This window comes from Nocardia sp. NPDC004068 (assembly GCF_042874315.1).
GTDB lineage: Bacteria > Actinomycetota > Actinomycetes > Mycobacteriales > Mycobacteriaceae > Nocardia.
Map to the genome: position 1 here is coordinate 70,690 of NZ_JBIAMW010000020.1, position 16,702 is coordinate 87,391.

The following is a 16,702-nucleotide window of genomic DNA, read 5'->3' on the forward strand; positions in this document are numbered from 1 at the left end:
TCTCCACGCGGCGTGATCCGACGCCGCGGTTGCCGAAAGGGAGACAATCATGGCGACGTTCGTGCTGGTGCCCGGCGGTTGGAAGGGATCCTGGGCGTACGAGGCGGTGATTCCGCTGCTCGAGCGGGCCGGGCACACCGTGCACGCCCTGACCCTGACCGGGCTGCGGTCGGACGACGATCCGGCGACCGTCGCGACCGCCAACCTCGACACCCACGCCGACGACGTGCTGCGGGTGCTCGATCGGGCTCACCTCACCGACGTGACCCTGGTCGGTCACAGCTACGGCGGAATGGTGGTCGCCGCCGCGGCCGACCGCGCGGGCGGCCGGATCGCGCGCGCGGTGCATCTCGACGCGTACGTTCCCCGCGACGGCGAATCCTGTTGGGCCGCAATGAACGACCACTTCCGCCGAGTGATCGCCGACGGAGCCGAGACCACGGGTTACGCCGTTCGCCCGCCGGGCGACGGCGATCCGCGCCGCCGCCCCCATCCGTTCGCCGCGTTCATGCAAACGGTCCGGCTCACCGGCGAATTCGCGCGGGTGCCGCGGCGGGAGTTCGTCTACTGCTCGGGCTGGGAGGACCGAACGCCGTTCGCGGAGCAGCGTATTCGGCTCGCGGCCGATCCAGGGTGGCGGGTGCACGAGCTCCCGACCGGACACGACGTCATGCACGAGGCTCCGGAGGCCGTGGCGGCGCTCCTGCTGGACGAGTGAGTGCGGCGGTCATGCGTCGTCGACCTCGATGTCGCACTCTTCTTGTCCGCAGCTACTCGGAAATCGAAGTGTTACAGGCGCTTTCGAACGTAGCGAGGATGGTTTCGGCTATCCGAGTTTCCATATGGAGACCGCAGTAACCGTCGCCTTTCTTCTTGTCGTACTGTTCAGGGACAAAAGCTGAACCATACGGCACACGGAAGGGTGAGTGAGCGGGCGTGAAATTGATCGATCGAGTGTCTGCGATCAACTGGAATCGGGTGCCCGACGAGAAGGACGCCGAGGTGTGGGATCGCCTCGTCGGCAACTTCTGGTTGCCCGAGAAGGTTCCGGTGTCCAACGACATTCCCTCGTGGGCCACCCTCAACGCGCAGGAGAAGCAGCTCACCATGCGCGTGTTCACCGGCCTCACGCTGCTCGACACCATTCAGGGCACGGTCGGCGCGGTGAGCCTGATCCCCGACGCGCTCACCCCGCACGAGGAGGCGGTGCTCACCAACATCGCGTTCATGGAGTCGGTGCACGCCAAGAGCTACAGTTCGATCTTCTCCACGCTGTGCTCCACCCGCGAGATCGACGACGCCTTCCGCTGGTCGGAGGAGAACCGCAACCTCCAGCGCAAGGCCGAGATCGTCCTCGAGTACTACCGCGGCGACGAACCCCTCAAGCGCAAGGTCGCCTCCACCCTGCTGGAGAGCTTCCTGTTCTACTCCGGCTTCTACCTGCCGATGTACTGGTCCTCCCGCGCCAAGCTCACCAACACCGCCGACCTCATCCGCCTGATCATCCGCGACGAGGCCGTCCACGGCTACTACATCGGCTACAAGTACCAGAAGGGCCTCGAACAACTCGCCCCCGCCGAACGCGACGAACTCAAGAACTACACCTTCGAGTTGCTCTACGAGCTGTACGAGAACGAGGTCGAGTACACCCAGGACCTCTACGACGAGGTCGGCCTCACCGAGGACGTCAAGAAGTTCCTCCGCTACAACGCCAACAAGGCACTGATGAACCTCGGCTACGAGGGCCTGTTCCCCAAGGACGAAACGGACGTGAATCCGGCCATCCTGTCGGCACTTTCGCCGAACGCGGACGAGAACCACGACTTCTTCTCGGGGTCGGGGTCGAGTTATGTGATCGGGAAGGCCGTCAATACGGAGGACGAGGACTGGGAGTTCTGAGCTCCCTGGGCGGCGGGGTCGAGGGAGTGTCCGTGCCCTGTCTGATCAGGAGGACGAGTCGCTCCGCCTGAGTGGCGTCGGTGGTGGTCAGGGCGATCCCGTTGGCCAGGGCGAGGAGTTCCGATGCGGTGAGGTCGGCGCGGACGGTGCCCGCGTTCTGTGCTCGGGTCAACAGTGCGGACGCCGCTGCGTGCATCGAGTGGTGCCAGCGGTCGAACAACGCGGGGCGCTGGCCGGTGCTGTCATCGGTGATCGACAGGGCCAGTTCCCGCTTGGTCGTCACGTGTGCGATGAAGTTTCGAAGCCAGTCGAAGAGGGCGTCGTCGGGAGGATCCTCGGCCAGGAGGGACCGGCTCGCGGCGCACAGCTCGGCCACTTCCTCGGAATAGACGGCGATGATCAGTTCGCCACGCGTCGGGAAGTGCCGATACATCGTCGCGTTGCCGACGCCGGCCCGGCGGGCGATGTCGTCCAGCGGGGCGTCGACGCCGTGGTCGTGGAAGACGGCCCTGGCCGCGGCCACGAGCTGGTCGTAGTTGCGCTGAGCGTCCGCGCGACGACGACGCTGGGGTTCCGAACCCGGCGCGGGTCCGGCGCTGTGCGATGACATGACCCTCCTTGCTAATCGGGGACTTCCCCGGTTACGGTAGCCGGACACCACAAGTGGGGAGTTCCCCGTTTGTATCCCCGCCAGAGGAGAGTCCGCATGTCGCAGGGGGCAGGCACCGCGCACCCGGGAGAGATTCACCGGCAATGTAGTGAGAGCTACGCGCAGATCCTGGAAGGTCACCTGGAGGACGCGCTGAAGCTGATCGACCCCGAGGTCGTCGACCACCGGGGCGGCACCCAGGGCGATCACCATGGACGCGACGCCTGGCGACAGAAGTGGGAGCGGCTGAGCGCGGACAGCGCGTTCCACGACGTCTCGCTGACGATCGAGCAGAACGTCGTCTCCGGTGACACCTCCGTCAACCGCTACACCATGCGGGGCACCCACACGGACTCCGGCCGACGCTACGAGGTCCTCGTCATGGATATGGTCCGCGTCCGAAACGGCCTCATCGTCGAGCACTGGGTCCTGCTCGACACCGACGCGATGCGCGACCAGCTGGGCCTGTGAAGACCCGGCCTCCAACCCGCTTGCAACCTCAAGCAAAACGCCCCCCTGCCAGCGCGCTTGACGTGTCAGTATCGGTAATATTCGAACATGAGTTCGAGTGGTGACGGTGAGGTACCTCGGACCGAGGGCACCGCGCCCGAGTTGCAGTATCCCAATGAGCAGGGGTACTACTACCGGGCGCTGGTGCATCCGCCGAAGCCGGTGTGGGTGCGGCTCGACGCCATTCTCATTCGGGATCCCGGGACGCCTCGGCATGTGAACGGGGCGGGGCTCGATATGACGGGGGAGCGGCCGGGGACGCTCACGCATTGGGTGCCGACGTTGAACGGGGAGTGGATGGGGCGGGTGAACTTCTCGGTGCCGTACGCGGATGGGCGGACGCCGTTGCAGTTGACCGATCAGCTGGTTCCGGCATACGCGTTGCGGCCGCGGCCGGGGCCGATGGGGGTCAGGTGACCAGGGCGTGGGCGGTGGTGTACGCGAGCACCGTCGCGCCCAGCCCGGCGAACACGCTGATCGCGACATTCAGTGCGGCATAGAGGTATTCGCGTTCCTCGGCCAGTCGGACGGTCTCGTACCCGAACGTGCTGTAGGTCGTGAGCGCCCCGCAGAACCCCGTTCCGGCGAGGGCGAAAAGGGGAGACGAGGTCGTCGCGCCGGTCAACGCGCCGAGGATCAGGCAGCCGGTGATGTTGACCAGCAGCGTGCCCCACGGGAACGTCGTGCGCAGCCGGGACTGCACGGTCCGGTCGAGCAGATAGCGCAGCGGCGCGCCGACCGCGGCGCCGAGGACGATCAGCAGCACGGTCATGCGGTCGCCTTCCCGTCCCCGCGCAGACAGGCCGCGCGGGTGATCCGGACCGCCAGGAGGGTGGCGAGCAACGCGCAGATCAGCGTTCCGGCCAGATAGCCGAAGGCCACGCCGATCGAGTTGGGCTGCAACAGGTTTCGTGTCTCGTTGGCGTAGGTGGAGAATGTCGTGAACCCGCCCAGGACCCCCACGCCCAGAAACGGCCGCAGCAGCCGGTGCGCGCTCCACACATCGGTGATCAGCACCATGAGCACGCCGAGGAGGAAACACCCGGTCACATTGGTGGCGAAGGTCGCCCACGGGAATCCGCCCGGAGTGGTCGGCCAGAGCTGGGCGAGACCGTAGCGGCCCAGCGCGCCCAGGCTTCCCCCGATCGCGATGACGCCCATCAGTACGCCCCGCTCGCGCGCCGATTCCCGTTGCGGCCGTGGGAGATCCGGTTCGAGGTCGGGGTCGATCGGCTCCCGGGCCAGTTTCTCGGACACGCGCGTCTCCCACTCGATTCGCACCACATCGGGTAGGGACTGTCGGTGGCCCGGACGCCACGGTTGTTCCGGTCTCCGGAGCGGCGAGCCCCACCGCCGCATCGACTTCAGGGTAGTCAGTCCGTGACGAAACCGTTGAGCGTCTTGCGCAAGTCGTCGACCATCGCGCGGGCGGCCGTGACGCCTGATCCGTGCCAGATGACGTCGTCCACGGCGAATTCGCGTCGGTCCGACACCGCTCCCAGTTTCTTGAAGTCCTTGGACTTCAGCACCCGTTCGCCCCGGCTCTTGCCGTCGGGCCCGTCGAACATGACGTAGATGATGTCGCCCTCGACCCGATCGCGCTCGTCCTCGCTCCCGACCCCGGAAACCGTGAAGGTCGGCCCGCGTTGCGCGCCCGGCCGCTGCACGCCCACGTCCGCGAGCACCTGCCCGGCGAAACTGTCGGTGCCCAGCACCTGAATGTCGTTGCCGGAGAAGCGGATCACCGACGCCTGCGAGAAGCTCGCCGCGATCGCGGTGCCGGTGTCGCGGGCCTCGGTGCGGTAGTCGGCGAGGATGCGCTCGGCCGCGTCCCCCCGGTTCATGGCGTCGGCGAGGTCGCTGAACTGCGTCTGCCACGGGGCCGTGCCGACCAGTACGGTGGGGGCGATACCGCGCAGCGCGTCGGCGTTCGCGGCGGCGGTGCCGATGATCAGATCCGGCCGCAACTCCGCGATCCGCGCGGGATCCGCGGCCCCGATGCCGCCCACACTCGGAATCCTCACCACTCCGGTACCGAGATAGGACGGCTGCGGTACGGGACCGGCGAGGGTCGCCGCGCCGACCACCCGCTCCCACAGCCCCACCGCGCACACCGCGTCGAGCGCGGTGGTGTCGAGCACGACGATCCGCTGCGGATCGGCCGGAACCTGGCTCCCCGCAACGACATGCGACCCACCGGGATCCGGCGCGGTCGGCAACGGACACGCCGTCCGGGTATCCCGTTCGACCCCGACCACCGAGGCCCCCGCGATATTGGTCGTCGTCCGCACGATGCTCGCATCGTCATCGCTCCCGTGCGCACACGCGCTGAGCAGCGCGACGAGCACCGCCAACACCAGCCCCCCGACCTGTAAGCGCCGCGCGCGGACACGGTCGCCAGCAGGGATGTCGCGGGTGGGTTCGACCTCGGGCACCGGCATGCGAGGAAGGGTACACATGCCCGCGCGCGGGTCGATTACGACACAGAGTAGGACCGGACGCGATGCCTGCCGCGGCAACGATTACGATCTGTCGTAGCGCAAGCCACCCGTCGTTCGCCGTGCGCCGGAAGCCCTGCGTACGACAACGACCAGAAGGCACACCTTCAGGAGGATCAGTGACTGCTGTAGAGCCCCAGCCAGTCCCCAAGTTGGAAGCGACTCGGCCTTATCCGCCGCGTCTGGGTCCGAAGGGTTCGTTCATCTACAAGGCCGTCACCACGACCGACCCGAAGGTGCTCGGGGTGATGTACCTCGTGACGGCCATGACGTTCTTCATGATCGGCGGCCTGATGGCGCTGCTCATGCGCGGTGAGCTGGCGCGGCCGAATCTGCAGTTCCTCTCGCCCGAGCAGTTCAACCAGCTGTTCACCATGCACGGCACGATCATGCTGCTGTTCTACGCGACCGCGATCGTGTTCGGCTTCGCCAATATCGTGCTGCCGCTGCAGATCGGCGCCCCCGACGTCGCCTTCCCCCGCCTGAACGCCTTCAGCTACTGGCTGTACCTGTTCGGCGCGACCATGGCGACCGCGGGCTTCATCACCCCCGGCGGCGCGGCCGACTTCGGCTGGACCGCCTACACCCCGCTGTCGGACATCGTGCACTCCCCGGGCGTCGGCGCCGACCTGTGGATCATGGGTCTGGCCGTATCCGGTCTGGGCACCATCCTCGGTGGCGTCAACATGCTCACCACCGTCATCTGCCTGCGCTGCCCGGGTATGACGCTGTTCCGGATGCCGATCTTCACCTGGAACATCGCCGTCACCAGTGTGCTTGTGCTGCTGGCCTTCCCGCTGCTGACCGCCGCGCTGATGGGTCTGGCCTACGACCGGCACCTCGGCGGGCACATCTACGATCCGGCGACCGGTGGCGCGATCCTGTACCAGCACCTGTTCTGGTACTTCGGCCACCCCGAGGTGTACATCATCGCGCTGCCGTTCTTCGGCATCGTGTCGGAGATCTTCCCGGTCTTCAGCCGTAAGCCGATCTTCGGGTACACCACGCTGGTCTACGCGACCCTGGGCATCGCGGCGCTGTCGATCGCGGTGTGGGCGCACCACATGTACGCCACGGGAGCGGTACTGCTGCCGTTCTTCTCGTTCATGACGTTCCTCATCGCGGTGCCGACAGGCGTGAAGTTCTTCAACTGGATCGGCACGATGTGGCGCGGCCAGTTGACGTTCGAATCGCCGATGCTGTTCTCGGTCGGCTTCATCGTGACGTTCCTCTTCGGTGGTCTGTCCGGTGTCATCCTCGCCAGCCCGCCGCTGGACTTCCACGTGTCCGACAGCTACTTCGTGGTCGCGCACTTCCACTACGTGCTGTTCGGCACCATCGTGTTCGCCACCTTCGCGGGCATCTACTTCTGGTTCCCGAAGATGACCGGCCGCATGATGGACGAGCGCCTGGGCAAGTGGCACTTCTGGGCGACCATGGTCGGCTTCCACACCACGTTCCTGGTGCAGCACTGGTTGGGTGCGGAGGGCTTCCCGCGGCGCTACGCCGACTACCTGCCGACCGACGGATTCACCACGCTGAACACGATTTCCACGATCGGCGCGTTCATCCTCGGCGCGTCCACGCTGCCGTTCATCTGGAACGTCTTCACCTCCTACCGCTACGGCGAGGTCGTGACCGTGGACGATCCGTGGGGCTACGGCAACTCGCTGGAGTGGGCCACCACCTGCCCGCCGCCGCGGCACAACTTCTACGAGCTGCCGCGCATCCGGTCGGAGCGGCCGGCGTTCGAGTTGCACTATCCGCACATGGTCGAGCGGATGCGAGCCGAGGCGCACGTGGGCTGGGGCTCCAAGTCCCACCAGGTCCAGGAGCTCGAGAAGGTGTCGAGCTAGCGTTTCCGATCACCTCCGGCGCGGCGGCCGTCTTTCGAGACGGCCGCCGCGTTCGGTTTCGACCACCTGCGACAATGGGCGGGATTTCCCGCGCACGACAGAATGGGAGTTCTCGCTGTGGGCACGTCCGAGACGACGGTGCTGATCACGGTCACCGGCCCCGACAAGCCGGGCGTGACCTCGGTGCTGCTGGCGACGCTGTCGCGCAACGGCGTGAGCCTGCTCGACGTCGAGCAGGTCGTGATCCGTGGCCGCCTCACCCTCGGCGTGCTGGTGACGCGCCCGACCGATCCCGAGGAACTCCAGGATCAGCTCGAGGACGCCATGGCCACCGTCGGCATGCAGGTCGACGTCGAGATCGGCGCGAATTCCGTTACGGGAGCGCGACTTTCGACGCACGCGGTGGTGGTGTTGGGTAGCCCGGTGACGGCCAAGGCGGTCAGCAAGATCGCGAGCAAGCTGGCCGAGCAGAACGTCAATATCGACGCCATCCGCGGCATCGCCGACTATCCGGTCACGGGTCTGGAGCTGATGGTGACCGCGCCGCCGTCCGAACTCGCGGAGACCCGCCTACGCACGACGCTCGCCGAGGTCGCGGCGAAGGTCAATGTGGACATCGCGGTCGAGCGCGCGGGTCTGGCCCGGCGGGCCAAGCGGCTCATCGTGTTCGACGTCGACTCCACGCTCATCCAGGGCGAGGTCATCGAGATGCTGGCCGCGCACGCCGGGGTGGAGGACGAGGTCCGCGCGGTCACCGAGGCGGCCATGCGCGGCGAGATCGACTTCGCCGAATCGCTGCGCCAGCGCGTGGCGACGCTCGCCGGGCTCGACGAGACCGTCATCGAGGAGGTGGCCGACGCCATCGCCCTCACCCCGGGCGCCCGCACGACCATCCGGACGTTGCGGCGTTTGGGTTTCCGCTGCGGCGTCGTGTCGGGCGGTTTCCGTCAGGTGATCGAGCCGCTCGCCCACGAGCTGGAACTGGACTTCGTGCAGGCCAACACGCTTGAGATCGTCGACGGCAAGCTGACCGGCAAGGTCGTCGGCGACATCGTCGACCGCCCCGGAAAGGCCGTGGCCCTGCGCCGTTTCGCCGCCGAGGCCGGAGTCCCGATGGAACAGACGGTAGCCGTCGGCGACGGCGCCAACGACATCGACATGCTCAACGCCGCCGGCCTCGGCATCGCCTTCAACGCCAAACCAGCCCTCCGCGAGGTAGCCGACGCGGCCCTCTCCCACCCCTACCTGGACGCCATCCTCTTCATCCTCGGCGTCACCCGCGACGAGGTAGAAGCCGCCGACGCCCGCGACGGCCTCCTCCGGCGTGTGCCTTTGAGCTGAACGAGGTTCGGCTCAGCCTCCAGGCCCGCCCCCCAAGGTCCGGTATCCAGGGCCCGGCCCAGCCTCCAGGTCCGCAACCCCCAGGTTGGGCACTTCAGGTCCCCGCCCAACCTCCAGGTCCGCTACCCAGGTTCGGCAGCCCGGGGTCCGGCGCAGCCTCCGGGCCCGCCATTCCAGGTTCGGAAGTCCAGGGCGCGCCCAATCCCCAGGTCCGCTGACCCCAGGTTCGGCAGCCCAGCCGCACCCTTTATTCGAATCCGCACCCCTTGTAGAGCCCTGAAACGGGTGCGGATTCGAATAAGGGGTGCGGCTGGGCTGGTGGGGCTGGGGAGGTAGGCGTTCAGTTCGGCGCGTCGGTTCTCGGGGCCGCATCGGGTCCGGCATGCTGTGCTCGGAATTCGACCCGGCCATCGAGAGGAGTCCGATGCGCGGCCGCTTGGTGCCGGTTGTGGTGGGGCTGACGTTGGTGGGTTGCGGGACAGGGGATTCCACGCGGTCCGCTGGGCCGGTCGCCGTGCCCGCGGCGGTGACGGTGGATTCGGCGGCGAACGGGACGCGGGTGGCGCTCGCGGTGGGGCAGCGGCTGATCGTCTCCCTGCCCGCCGAGCCGACCACCGGATTCCTCTGGCAGATCCGCGAACTCGATCGCGCCATCGTCGTGCAGAACGACGATCCGGACTTCCGGCCCGATTCCCGCGCGGATGCGACTGTGGGCGTGGGCGGTTCGTCGGTGTGGACCTTCACCGCCGCCGCGCCGGGCACCACGCCATTGAGCATGGGATATCAGCGGCCCTGGGAGGCCGGGAGCGACCCTGATCAGACTTTCGGAGTGACCGTCGTCGTTGGCCGATGAGGCCCGTTGCCGCGGTCCTGTCCCGGGCAGATGCCTGAGGTCTCGGTCGTCGGCAACCCCAAGATAGCGAGGTGTTCGCCCACAGAACGCTAGGCTGGTTCGGTGACTTCGGAGGCGGTGACCGGCCTGGACGCGGGATTCCGTGCGCGCCACGCGGAATTGGCGCGCGGGTACGGAGGCGGCGGCGATCCGGCGGATCCGGCGCGGGTGCAGGCCATGCAGATGGTGCTGCACATCCCGAAAAACGAACCGCCGCAACGGAGTACGCTGCTGGCGGCGGCCGCGACGGCGGTCGTCGCGCTGTGCCTGGATCCGCGGGTCGGGCCGGAGGGGGAGTGGGAGGAGCGGTTCCTCACCTGGAAGCGATCGCGAATTCGCAAGGTGGCCCGCCGCGCTCGCGGCGCGCAGTGGCTGGCCGCGAACGAGGTCGACGGACTGACCGTGTCGAGGGACGGCGCGCAGGCGCGGGCCCTCGTGCCCGGACCGGTGGGCGATGTCGACCCGCGTATCAGGAAATTGCAGATCGGCGGCACCGAGCTCGAAGCCGACACGCCCGGCCCGCCCGATCCCGAATTTCCGGTGCTGTGGGTGAACGCGGAATTGGGTATGTCCGTGGGTAAGGCAGCCGCACAGGTCGGGCACGCGAGCATGTTGCTCGCTGGTGCGCTGCCGGTGCGACAGGTGTACGCGTGGTCGCTGCGCGGTTACCGGTGCGCGGTGCGCGACGCCGGATCCGAGCGGTGGTCGGCCTTGTGCGACCGGGTCCGGAACGGCTCGGCGACCGCGGTGCGCGACGCGGGCTTCACGGAAGTGGCGCCCGGTTCGATGACGGTGATCGCCACGGCGCCCGATACGTGGTGACGTACCTGCGCCGCACGGTCGACTCGCCGACCGGGCTGCGGGAGGATCGGGGGACGATTTCCGGAGGTGCACGGAGATGACGACACTGTGGATAGTGCTCGGCGTGTGGATCGTGTGCTCGATACCGGTGGCGCTGCTGCTCGGCCGGATGTTGCGGTCGCCGCGCCGGCGCCCGCCGGAACACGGCGAATCGCGCCGCTACGACGACGAATTCACGCCGGGCCCGCGCCCCGGCGGCCGGTGACACGAATCGAGCGACCGCCACAATTGGCACGGGTTCGCGCGCGTGGGCCAAGATGGAGCCCGTGCCGCAACCCGATCCCGATCTGCTCATCGATTTCACCGACGTGACCGTCCGGCGTTCCGGCCACACCCTGGTGGGCCCGCTCTCCTGGCAGGTGGAGCTGGACGAACGCTGGGTCGTCCTGGGCCCCAACGGCGCCGGGAAGACCACCCTGCTGCGCATGGCCGCGGCGGAGCTCTACCCGACCAACGGCGTGGCCAACCTGCTGGGGGAGACGCTGGGCCGCACCGACATCTCCGAGTTGCGCCCGCGCATCGGCATGTCCTCGGCGGCGGTGGCCGCGCGCGTGCCGCTCGACGAGAAGGTGTGCGATCTGGTGGTGTCGGCGGGCTACGCGGTGATGGGCCGCTGGCGCGAGGAGTACGACGACGTCGACACCGACCGCGCCATCGACATGCTGGAAAGCCTGGGCGCCGAACACCTTTCCGATCGCGCGTACGGAACCCTGTCGGAGGGCGAACGCAAACGCGTCCTCATAGCCCGCGCCCTGATGACCGACCCGGAACTGCTCCTGCTCGACGAGCCCGCCGCCGGACTGGATCTCGGCGGCCGCGAGGAACTGGTCGAGAAACTCGGCGACCTCGCCGCCGACCCCGACGCCCCCGCCACGGTCCTGGTCACCCATCACGTCGAGGAGATCCCGCCCGGCTTCACCCACGCCCTGCTCCTCAACGAGGGCAGCATCGTCGCCCAGGGCCTCCTCGACGACGTCCTCACCGCCGAGAACCTGAGCGAGGCGTTCCGCCAGTCCATCGCCCTGGACCGCATCGATGGCCGCTACTTCGCCCGCCGCTCCCAACGCTTCGGCCGCCACCGCCACAAGCGAGGCTGACGCACCCCAGGTTTCGGCAACCCAGCCGCACCCTTTATTCGAATCCGCACCCGTTGCATGGCCCTGCAAGGGGTGCGGATCCGAACAAGGTGTGCGGCTGGGGTTGCCGGGCGTTTCGAATCCGCACCCCTTGCGGGGCCTTGAAACGGGTGCGGATCCGAACAAGGTGTGCGGCTGGGCTGCCGGGCGTTTCGAATCCGCACCCCTTGCGGGGCCCTGGAACGGGTGCGGATCTGAATAAGGTGTGCGGCTGGGTTGCCGGGCGTGGGGATGCGGAGGGCGGGTGCTGGTACTGCCGTCCCAAGCAGGCGTTAGGGTGCGGATTGTGAGCGAGACTGATGCGGTGCCGCCCGCGCCCCGGGATGCCTCCACGGTGATGCTGGTGCGCGACGGCGCGAACGGGCCCGAGGTGTTCCTGCAACGGCGCGTGGACGCCATGGCCTTCGCGGCCGGGATGACCGTCTTTCCCGGCGGCGGGGTGGACGCCTCCGACGCCGCGGCCGAAATCGGTTGGGCGGGACCGGATCCCGTGTGGTGGGGCGCGCGGTTCGACACCGATCCCGAGCGGGCGCAGGCGCTGGTGTGCGCGGCGGTGCGCGAGACGTTCGAGGAGTGCGGGGTGCTGCTGGCCGGGCCGACCGCCGACACGGTCGTCTCCGACACGAGCGTCTATCGCTCCGCGCGCGAGCGGCTCGAGCGCCGCGAGGTGTCGCTGAGCCAGTTCCTGGCCGCCGAGCACCTGGTGTTGCGCGCCGATCTGCTGCGCCCGTGGGCCAACTGGATCACCCCCGTGATCGAGCAGCGCCGCTACGACACCCGCTTCTTCGTCGCCGTCCTCCCGCAGGGCCAGCTCGCCGACGGCGCCACGTCCGAGGCCCGCGAGGTCCGCTGGTGCACCCCCGCCGAGGCCCTCGACCGCTGGCACGACGGGCTGGACGTCCTGCTGCCGCCCACCTGGTCCCAACTGGTGGCGCTGTCCGAATTCGGTTCCACCGCAGAGATTTTCGCGGCCGAGGCCGAGATCGAGCCGATCATGCCGGTGCTCCCGGCCGAGGGCGGGTCGCGGCTCGAATTCCCGCACAACGAGCGGTATTTCGCCGACCTGCCGGATCCGTCGCGGCTGCGCGGGTCGCGGTAGACGTTCCAGCTCCCGTGACGCGGCTTCGTTCCAGCTCCCCTGATCCCGCCCTCGTCCCAGCTCCCGTGATCCCGCCGAAGCCACGACCAGTAGGCTCCTGCGTCGTGGCCGAATTCGTGACCGTGGACCGACCCGAGGCGGGGATCGCCGTGTTGCGCATCGCGCGGCCGCCGATGAATTCGATCGATCTCCAGGTCGCCTCGGAGTTGGCCGCGGCGGCGGAGGGGATAGGGCGGGACGAGGCGGTCGCGGCCGTGGTCGTCTACGGCGACGAGCGGATCTTCAGCGCGGGGGACGACGTCGCCGAACTCGAGCGGTTGACGGTCGAGCAGGCGCGGGCGATGGTCGACGATTTGCAAGCGGCACTCGGCTGCCTGGCCCGCATTCCGCGGCCGACGGTCGCCGCGATCACCGGGTACGCCTTGGGTACGGGATTGGAACTGGCCTTGGGCGCGGACCGCCGCATCGTCGGCGACAATGTGAAACTCGGGCTCCCGCAGATCCACACGGGCCTGATCCCGCTGGCCGGAATCCGCCGCGCGAGCCTGCTCATCGGCCCAGCCCGGGCCAAAGACCTGGTCTACACCGGACGCCTCGTCGATGCCGCCGAGGCCGCGGCCATCGGACTCGTCGACGAGGTCGTCGCCCCCGACGACGTCTACCACGCCGCCATGCGCTGGGCGCGACAGTTCATCGCCCGTCCGGGCCTCGCCCTCGCGGCAGCCAAACGCGTCTTCGAGGCCGGTCCGCACGGCCAGGACCGAGCCCGCGCGGAGTGGTCCGAGCTGTTCGCGACCGAGGACCGCAGCATAGGAACACGTTCCTATCTCGCCGACGGTCCGGGGGCGGCGGAATTCGTGGCCCGCTGAGGGCGCGCCGAACCGACCTCGAGTACGCTTTGCGACCATGACCGTCCGTCCTGACGACCCCGCGCCGAACCCGCACGCCACCGAGGCGGAGGTCCAGGCCGCGCTCGCCGACAACAAGCTCGCCCAGGTCCTCTACCACGACTGGGAGGCCGAGACCTACGACGACAAGTGGTCGATCTCCTACGACGAGCGCTGTATCGCCTATGCCCGCGGCCGCTTCGACGCCGTCGCCCCGAATGCCCCGCTGCCCTACGAGCGGGCCCTCGAACTCGGCTGCGGTACGGGTTTCTTCCTGCTGAACCTGATGCAGTCCGGGGTGGCGAAGCGCGGTTCGGTCACCGATCTGTCGCCCGGTATGGTCAAGGTGGCGCTGCGCAACGCCGAGCACCTGGGGCTCGAGGTGGACGGCCGGGTCGCCGACGCCGAGACCATCCCCTACGACGACGACACCTTCGATCTGGTCGTGGGACACGCTGTGCTGCACCACATTCCGGATGTGGAGCTGGCGCTGAAGGAGTGCCTGCGGGTGCTCAAGCCCGGCGGCCGGTTCGTGTTCGCGGGCGAACCGACCACGGTCGGCAACCTGTACGCCCGCAAGCTCGGCCAGATCACCTGGAAGGCCACCACCGAGGTCACCAAGCTGCCGTTCCTGCGCGAGTGGCGGCGCCCGCAGGAGGAACTGGACGAGTCCTCGCGGGCCGCGGCGCTCGAGGCCGTGGTGGATCTGCACACTTTCGATCCGGCGCAGCTCGAGGCCATCGCGCGCTCGGCCGGTGCGGTTGGGGTACGGGCCGAGACCGAGGAGTTCGCCGCCGCCCTGTGGGGCTGGCCCGTGCGCACCTTCGAGGCCGCCGTGCCCGCCGAGAAGCTGACTTGGGGTTACCGCATCGCGCAGTACCGCGCGTGGCTGGGCCTGAGCTGGCTCGACGAGAACGTCCTCAAGCACGTCGTGCCGCGGCGGTTCTTCTACAACGCCATGATCACGGGCGTGAAGCCCACGCCCTCGGCGAAGTGACGCGCTCGTAAATCGTTGTGGGATACCGGTTCTCCCGCGAGGACGTCGACTATCTGGCCGGTGCCGCCGGTCAGGCGGCGCTGGCCGAGGTGGCTCGGCTGGATTTGACCGAGGCGTCGCTGCTCCGTGATCTCGGCCGGGTGCGGGGCGAGTACGGGGATCGTGCGGGCGTGCTGGTGGAGACGGTGCGGCTGCGGCGGCGGGCCGGGGCGAAGCTCGTCGGGGTGGGGGAGTGGCTGTTCACCGACGACGCGTTGCAGCAGGCGACGCCGACGGCGGTGGCGCGGCATCGGTCGCGGCGGTTGGCGGGGCGGTTCGTGCATGATGTGACGTGTTCGATCGGTGCGGAACTCGTTGCGCTGCATGATGTTTGCCCCGGCGTGATCGGCAGCGACCTGGACGAGGTGCGGTTGGCGATGGCCGCGCACAATCTGTCCGGTACGCGAAATGTGTTGCTGGCCAAGGCCGATGCGCTCGTGCCCTGTAGTACCGATACGGTGGTCATCGCCGATCCGGCCCGTCGCGCGGATGGCCGTCGCACCCATGACCCGGCGAAACTCCAACCGCCGCTTCCGGATTTGATCGCCGCCTACCGCGGCCGCGAGCTGGTTGTGAAATGCGCTCCCGGTTTGGATTTCGACAGCTTCGTCACGGGCGGCACCGGGCGGGTCGGTAAACAGGCGGGGCATCCCGATCTCACCTGGGAGGGTGAAGCCGAGGTGGTTTCCCTCGACGGCTCTGTGCGCGAGGTCTGCCTGTGGCCCGCCGCGCTCGCGGAGCCGGGCGTCACTCGCCGGGCCACGGTCCTGTCCGGTTCCGGCGATTCTTGGACCGTCACCGACGCCGACCCCGACGACATTCCCACGCGCGCGCCCGGCGACTGGATCGTCGACCCCGACGGCGCGGTCGTCCGTGCGGGTCTGGTCCGGCATTACGCTGCGGCGCAAGGTCTTTGGCAACTCGACCCGCGTATCGCCTATCTCACCGGCGACAGCCCACCACCGGGCGTCCGGACCTTCCGAGTCCGCGACCGCCTGCCCTTCCGCGAGAAGACCCTCCGCGCGGAACTGCACCGCCGCGACTGCGGCCCGCTCGAGATCCTGGCTCGCGGCGTCGACATCAACCCGGACGCCCTCCGCTCCCGCCTCAAGCCCCGCGGTGTGGTGCCGCACACCCTCGTCGTCACCCGAATCGGTGAGACGCCAACAATTTTCGTGTGCGACACCCCTTGACACGAGCCTGCGCGAGCTCGAATCGTCGGCCGTGTTCGATTCCGAACACTGCCCTCACCCCGCGCCCGGCTCCAGCCGGTCGACAGGCACCCGCTCGATCCGCGTCCACCCCCGCCACCCCCGCTCCTCGAGAATCGCGATGACCCGCTCCACCCCCGGCGAGGACTCGAGCACCACCGAATCCAACAGATTCACCAATCCGTCGTCGAAGCCGTCGCCGTCCACCGCCCCGGCACGCACGGCGCGAATGCGCAAGCGCTCCAAGATATCCGCGATCTCGACGATGCGGGGATCGTCGGCGGGCCAATCGAGCGCGCCGCGCAGGAAACCGTAGAGCTTCACCATGTCGGGATCGTCGAGTTGCCGGTGCTTCTCGGCGATCACGGCCTCGATCAGGTGCGGGACCTGGGCGGCGACCATGATCCAGGCGTCGCGTTCGCGTTCGATGTAGGGCTCCTGGACGCCGAGCCCGCGTAACCGGTCGAGGTAGGCGACGACGCTGCGGGGGAGGGCCAAATGGTCTCCCGCGGCGAGGCACGCGAGGCGTCGACGGGTGTCGCGCAGCCGCCGGATCTCGGTGCGCAGGGTCTCGTCGATCTCGTGGATCGCGACGGCGAACTCCCGTGGTTCGGCGTCGAGCAGGTCCTGGACCCGGGCGAGCGGCACCCCGGCGTCGGCGAGGGTGTGGATCCGGATGAGCCGCACGATCGCGGCGGTGTCGTAGACGCGGTACCCCGACCGGTCGCGTTCGGGCTCGGGCAGCAGCCCGATCTTGTGATCGTGGCGGACCGCGCGCACCGTCACCCCGGCGTACGCCGCGAGTTGACCGATGGTGAGCATGAATC

At 68.5% G+C, this 16,702-nt stretch carries 19 protein-coding genes; 14 read left to right on the forward strand and 5 right to left on the reverse strand.

The genetic code is table 11. From position 1 onward, the window contains the following. Positions 1–49 precede the first annotated feature (49 nt). Both ACFYTQ_RS34300 and nrdF read left to right on the forward strand, forming a co-directional pair. Positions 50–718: an alpha/beta fold hydrolase gene (locus tag ACFYTQ_RS34300; protein WP_387369888.1), complete on the forward strand. Its 669-nt coding sequence runs from the start codon at positions 50–52 to the stop codon at positions 716–718. A gap of 218 nt (positions 719–936) precedes the next feature. Continuing rightward, positions 937–1,899 carry a class 1b ribonucleoside-diphosphate reductase subunit beta gene (gene nrdF, locus ACFYTQ_RS34305; RefSeq protein ID WP_387369890.1) on the forward strand — a complete coding sequence of 321 codons (963 nt, stop codon included), beginning with the start codon at positions 937–939 and terminating at the stop codon, positions 1,897–1,899. Here the strand turns inward: nrdF and ACFYTQ_RS34310 are convergent. Further along, entirely contained in the window at positions 1,868–2,509 is a 642-nt protein-coding gene (locus tag ACFYTQ_RS34310) for a TetR/AcrR family transcriptional regulator (protein ID WP_387369893.1), read from the reverse strand. The two genes, nrdF and ACFYTQ_RS34310, sit on opposite strands and share 32 nt — an antisense overlap. 96 nt (positions 2,510–2,605) lie before the next feature. On the opposite strand from ACFYTQ_RS34310, the gene ACFYTQ_RS34315 reads away from it, so the two are divergent. Both ACFYTQ_RS34315 and ACFYTQ_RS34320 read left to right on the forward strand, forming a co-directional pair. Further along, complete coding sequence (locus tag ACFYTQ_RS34315; protein ID WP_387369894.1) at positions 2,606–3,019, forward strand: ester cyclase; 414 nt, start codon at positions 2,606–2,608, stop codon at positions 3,017–3,019. Positions 3,020–3,106: 87 nt separating this feature from the next. Further along, positions 3,107–3,475, forward strand: coding sequence for a hypothetical protein (locus tag ACFYTQ_RS34320; RefSeq protein WP_387369896.1), 369 nt, complete (start codon positions 3,107–3,109; stop codon positions 3,473–3,475). Here the strand turns inward: ACFYTQ_RS34320 and crcB are convergent. The 3 genes from crcB to ACFYTQ_RS34335 form a co-directional block, all read right to left on the reverse strand. Beyond that, positions 3,468–3,830, reverse strand: a complete 363-nt coding sequence (gene crcB / locus ACFYTQ_RS34325) for a fluoride efflux transporter CrcB (RefSeq protein ID WP_387369898.1) — start codon at positions 3,828–3,830, stop codon at positions 3,468–3,470. The two genes, ACFYTQ_RS34320 and crcB, sit on opposite strands and share 8 nt — an antisense overlap. After that, positions 3,827–4,315 (reverse strand): fluoride efflux transporter FluC, encoded by a 489-nt coding sequence (locus tag ACFYTQ_RS34330; protein ID WP_387369900.1) that lies wholly within the window; start codon positions 4,313–4,315, stop codon positions 3,827–3,829. The genes crcB and ACFYTQ_RS34330 overlap by 4 nt, the downstream gene beginning before the upstream one ends. 116 nt (positions 4,316–4,431) lie before the next feature. Beyond that, the gene (locus ACFYTQ_RS34335; protein WP_387369902.1) at positions 4,432–5,499 is read right to left on the reverse strand and encodes an iron-siderophore ABC transporter substrate-binding protein; all 1,068 of its coding nucleotides are present in this window, start codon (positions 5,497–5,499) and stop codon (positions 4,432–4,434) included. A gap of 176 nt (positions 5,500–5,675) precedes the next feature. Between ACFYTQ_RS34335 and ctaD the strand changes: the two genes are divergently transcribed. The 10 genes from ctaD to ACFYTQ_RS34385 all read left to right on the forward strand — a co-directional run bounded on the left by ctaD (position 5,676) and on the right by ACFYTQ_RS34385 (position 15,857). Then, positions 5,676–7,412, forward strand: coding sequence for a cytochrome c oxidase subunit I (gene ctaD / locus ACFYTQ_RS34340; RefSeq protein ID WP_387369904.1), 1,737 nt, complete (start codon positions 5,676–5,678; stop codon positions 7,410–7,412). Between the two features lie 117 nt (positions 7,413–7,529). Further along, the gene (gene serB, locus ACFYTQ_RS34345; protein WP_387369906.1) at positions 7,530–8,753 is read left to right on the forward strand and encodes a phosphoserine phosphatase SerB; all 1,224 of its coding nucleotides are present in this window, start codon (positions 7,530–7,532) and stop codon (positions 8,751–8,753) included. 424 nt (positions 8,754–9,177) lie between these two features. Next, entirely contained in the window at positions 9,178–9,606 is a 429-nt protein-coding gene (locus tag ACFYTQ_RS34350) for a protease inhibitor I42 family protein (protein WP_387369908.1), read from the forward strand. A 102-nt stretch (positions 9,607–9,708) separates the two neighbouring features. Then, positions 9,709–10,467, forward strand: coding sequence for a peptidyl-tRNA hydrolase (locus ACFYTQ_RS34355; RefSeq protein ID WP_387369910.1), 759 nt, complete (start codon positions 9,709–9,711; stop codon positions 10,465–10,467). A 76-nt stretch (positions 10,468–10,543) separates the two neighbouring features. Continuing rightward, positions 10,544–10,711 (forward strand): hypothetical protein, encoded by a 168-nt coding sequence (locus ACFYTQ_RS34360; protein WP_387369912.1) that lies wholly within the window; start codon positions 10,544–10,546, stop codon positions 10,709–10,711. A gap of 52 nt (positions 10,712–10,763) precedes the next feature. Beyond that, the gene (locus ACFYTQ_RS34365) at positions 10,764–11,603 is read left to right on the forward strand and encodes an ABC transporter ATP-binding protein (RefSeq protein WP_387369914.1); all 840 of its coding nucleotides are present in this window, start codon (positions 10,764–10,766) and stop codon (positions 11,601–11,603) included. A 376-nt stretch (positions 11,604–11,979) separates the two neighbouring features. Continuing rightward, positions 11,980–12,741 (forward strand): NUDIX hydrolase, encoded by a 762-nt coding sequence (locus tag ACFYTQ_RS34370; protein ID WP_387370014.1) that lies wholly within the window; start codon positions 11,980–11,982, stop codon positions 12,739–12,741. Positions 12,742–12,845: 104 nt separating this feature from the next. Next, the gene (locus tag ACFYTQ_RS34375) at positions 12,846–13,610 is read left to right on the forward strand and encodes an enoyl-CoA hydratase-related protein (RefSeq protein WP_387369916.1); all 765 of its coding nucleotides are present in this window, start codon (positions 12,846–12,848) and stop codon (positions 13,608–13,610) included. Between the two features lie 37 nt (positions 13,611–13,647). Then, entirely contained in the window at positions 13,648–14,625 is a 978-nt protein-coding gene (locus tag ACFYTQ_RS34380; RefSeq protein ID WP_387369918.1) for a class I SAM-dependent methyltransferase, read from the forward strand. Positions 14,626–14,642: 17 nt separating this feature from the next. Further along, positions 14,643–15,857 carry a class I SAM-dependent methyltransferase gene (locus ACFYTQ_RS34385; RefSeq protein ID WP_387369920.1) on the forward strand — a complete coding sequence of 405 codons (1,215 nt, stop codon included), beginning with the start codon at positions 14,643–14,645 and terminating at the stop codon, positions 15,855–15,857. A 54-nt stretch (positions 15,858–15,911) separates the two neighbouring features. On the opposite strand, the gene ACFYTQ_RS34390 is transcribed toward ACFYTQ_RS34385, so the two are convergent. Next, on the reverse strand, positions 15,912–16,697 hold the full coding sequence (locus ACFYTQ_RS34390) for a MerR family transcriptional regulator (protein ID WP_387369922.1): 786 nt from the start codon (positions 16,695–16,697) through the stop codon (positions 15,912–15,914). Positions 16,698–16,702: the final 5 nt, after the last annotated feature.

What these genes read in the sequence shown, in the direction of transcription:
- ACFYTQ_RS34320 (WP_387369896.1), top strand. Translation starts at nt 3,107, where the DNA reads ATGAGTTCGAGTGGTGACGGTGAGGTACCTCGGACCGAGGGCACCGCG.
- ACFYTQ_RS34370 (WP_387370014.1), top strand. Translation starts at nt 11,980, where the DNA reads ATGCTGGTGCGCGACGGCGCGAACGGGCCCGAGGTGTTCCTGCAACGG.
- ACFYTQ_RS34390 (WP_387369922.1), bottom strand. Translation starts at nt 16,697, where the DNA reads ATGCTCACCATCGGTCAACTCGCGGCGTACGCCGGGGTGACGGTGCGC.
- ACFYTQ_RS34335 (WP_387369902.1), bottom strand. Translation starts at nt 5,499, where the DNA reads ATGCCGGTGCCCGAGGTCGAACCCACCCGCGACATCCCTGCTGGCGAC.
- ACFYTQ_RS34310 (WP_387369893.1), bottom strand. Translation starts at nt 2,509, where the DNA reads ATGTCATCGCACAGCGCCGGACCCGCGCCGGGTTCGGAACCCCAGCGT.
- ACFYTQ_RS34300 (WP_387369888.1), top strand. Translation starts at nt 50, where the DNA reads ATGGCGACGTTCGTGCTGGTGCCCGGCGGTTGGAAGGGATCCTGGGCG.
- ACFYTQ_RS34350 (WP_387369908.1), top strand. Translation starts at nt 9,178, where the DNA reads ATGCGCGGCCGCTTGGTGCCGGTTGTGGTGGGGCTGACGTTGGTGGGT.
- ACFYTQ_RS34360 (WP_387369912.1), top strand. Translation starts at nt 10,544, where the DNA reads ATGACGACACTGTGGATAGTGCTCGGCGTGTGGATCGTGTGCTCGATA.
- crcB (WP_387369898.1), bottom strand. Translation starts at nt 3,830, where the DNA reads ATGACCGTGCTGCTGATCGTCCTCGGCGCCGCGGTCGGCGCGCCGCTG.
- ACFYTQ_RS34380 (WP_387369918.1), top strand. Translation starts at nt 13,648, where the DNA reads ATGACCGTCCGTCCTGACGACCCCGCGCCGAACCCGCACGCCACCGAG.
- ACFYTQ_RS34315 (WP_387369894.1), top strand. Translation starts at nt 2,606, where the DNA reads ATGTCGCAGGGGGCAGGCACCGCGCACCCGGGAGAGATTCACCGGCAA.
- ACFYTQ_RS34365 (WP_387369914.1), top strand. Translation starts at nt 10,764, where the DNA reads ATGGAGCCCGTGCCGCAACCCGATCCCGATCTGCTCATCGATTTCACC.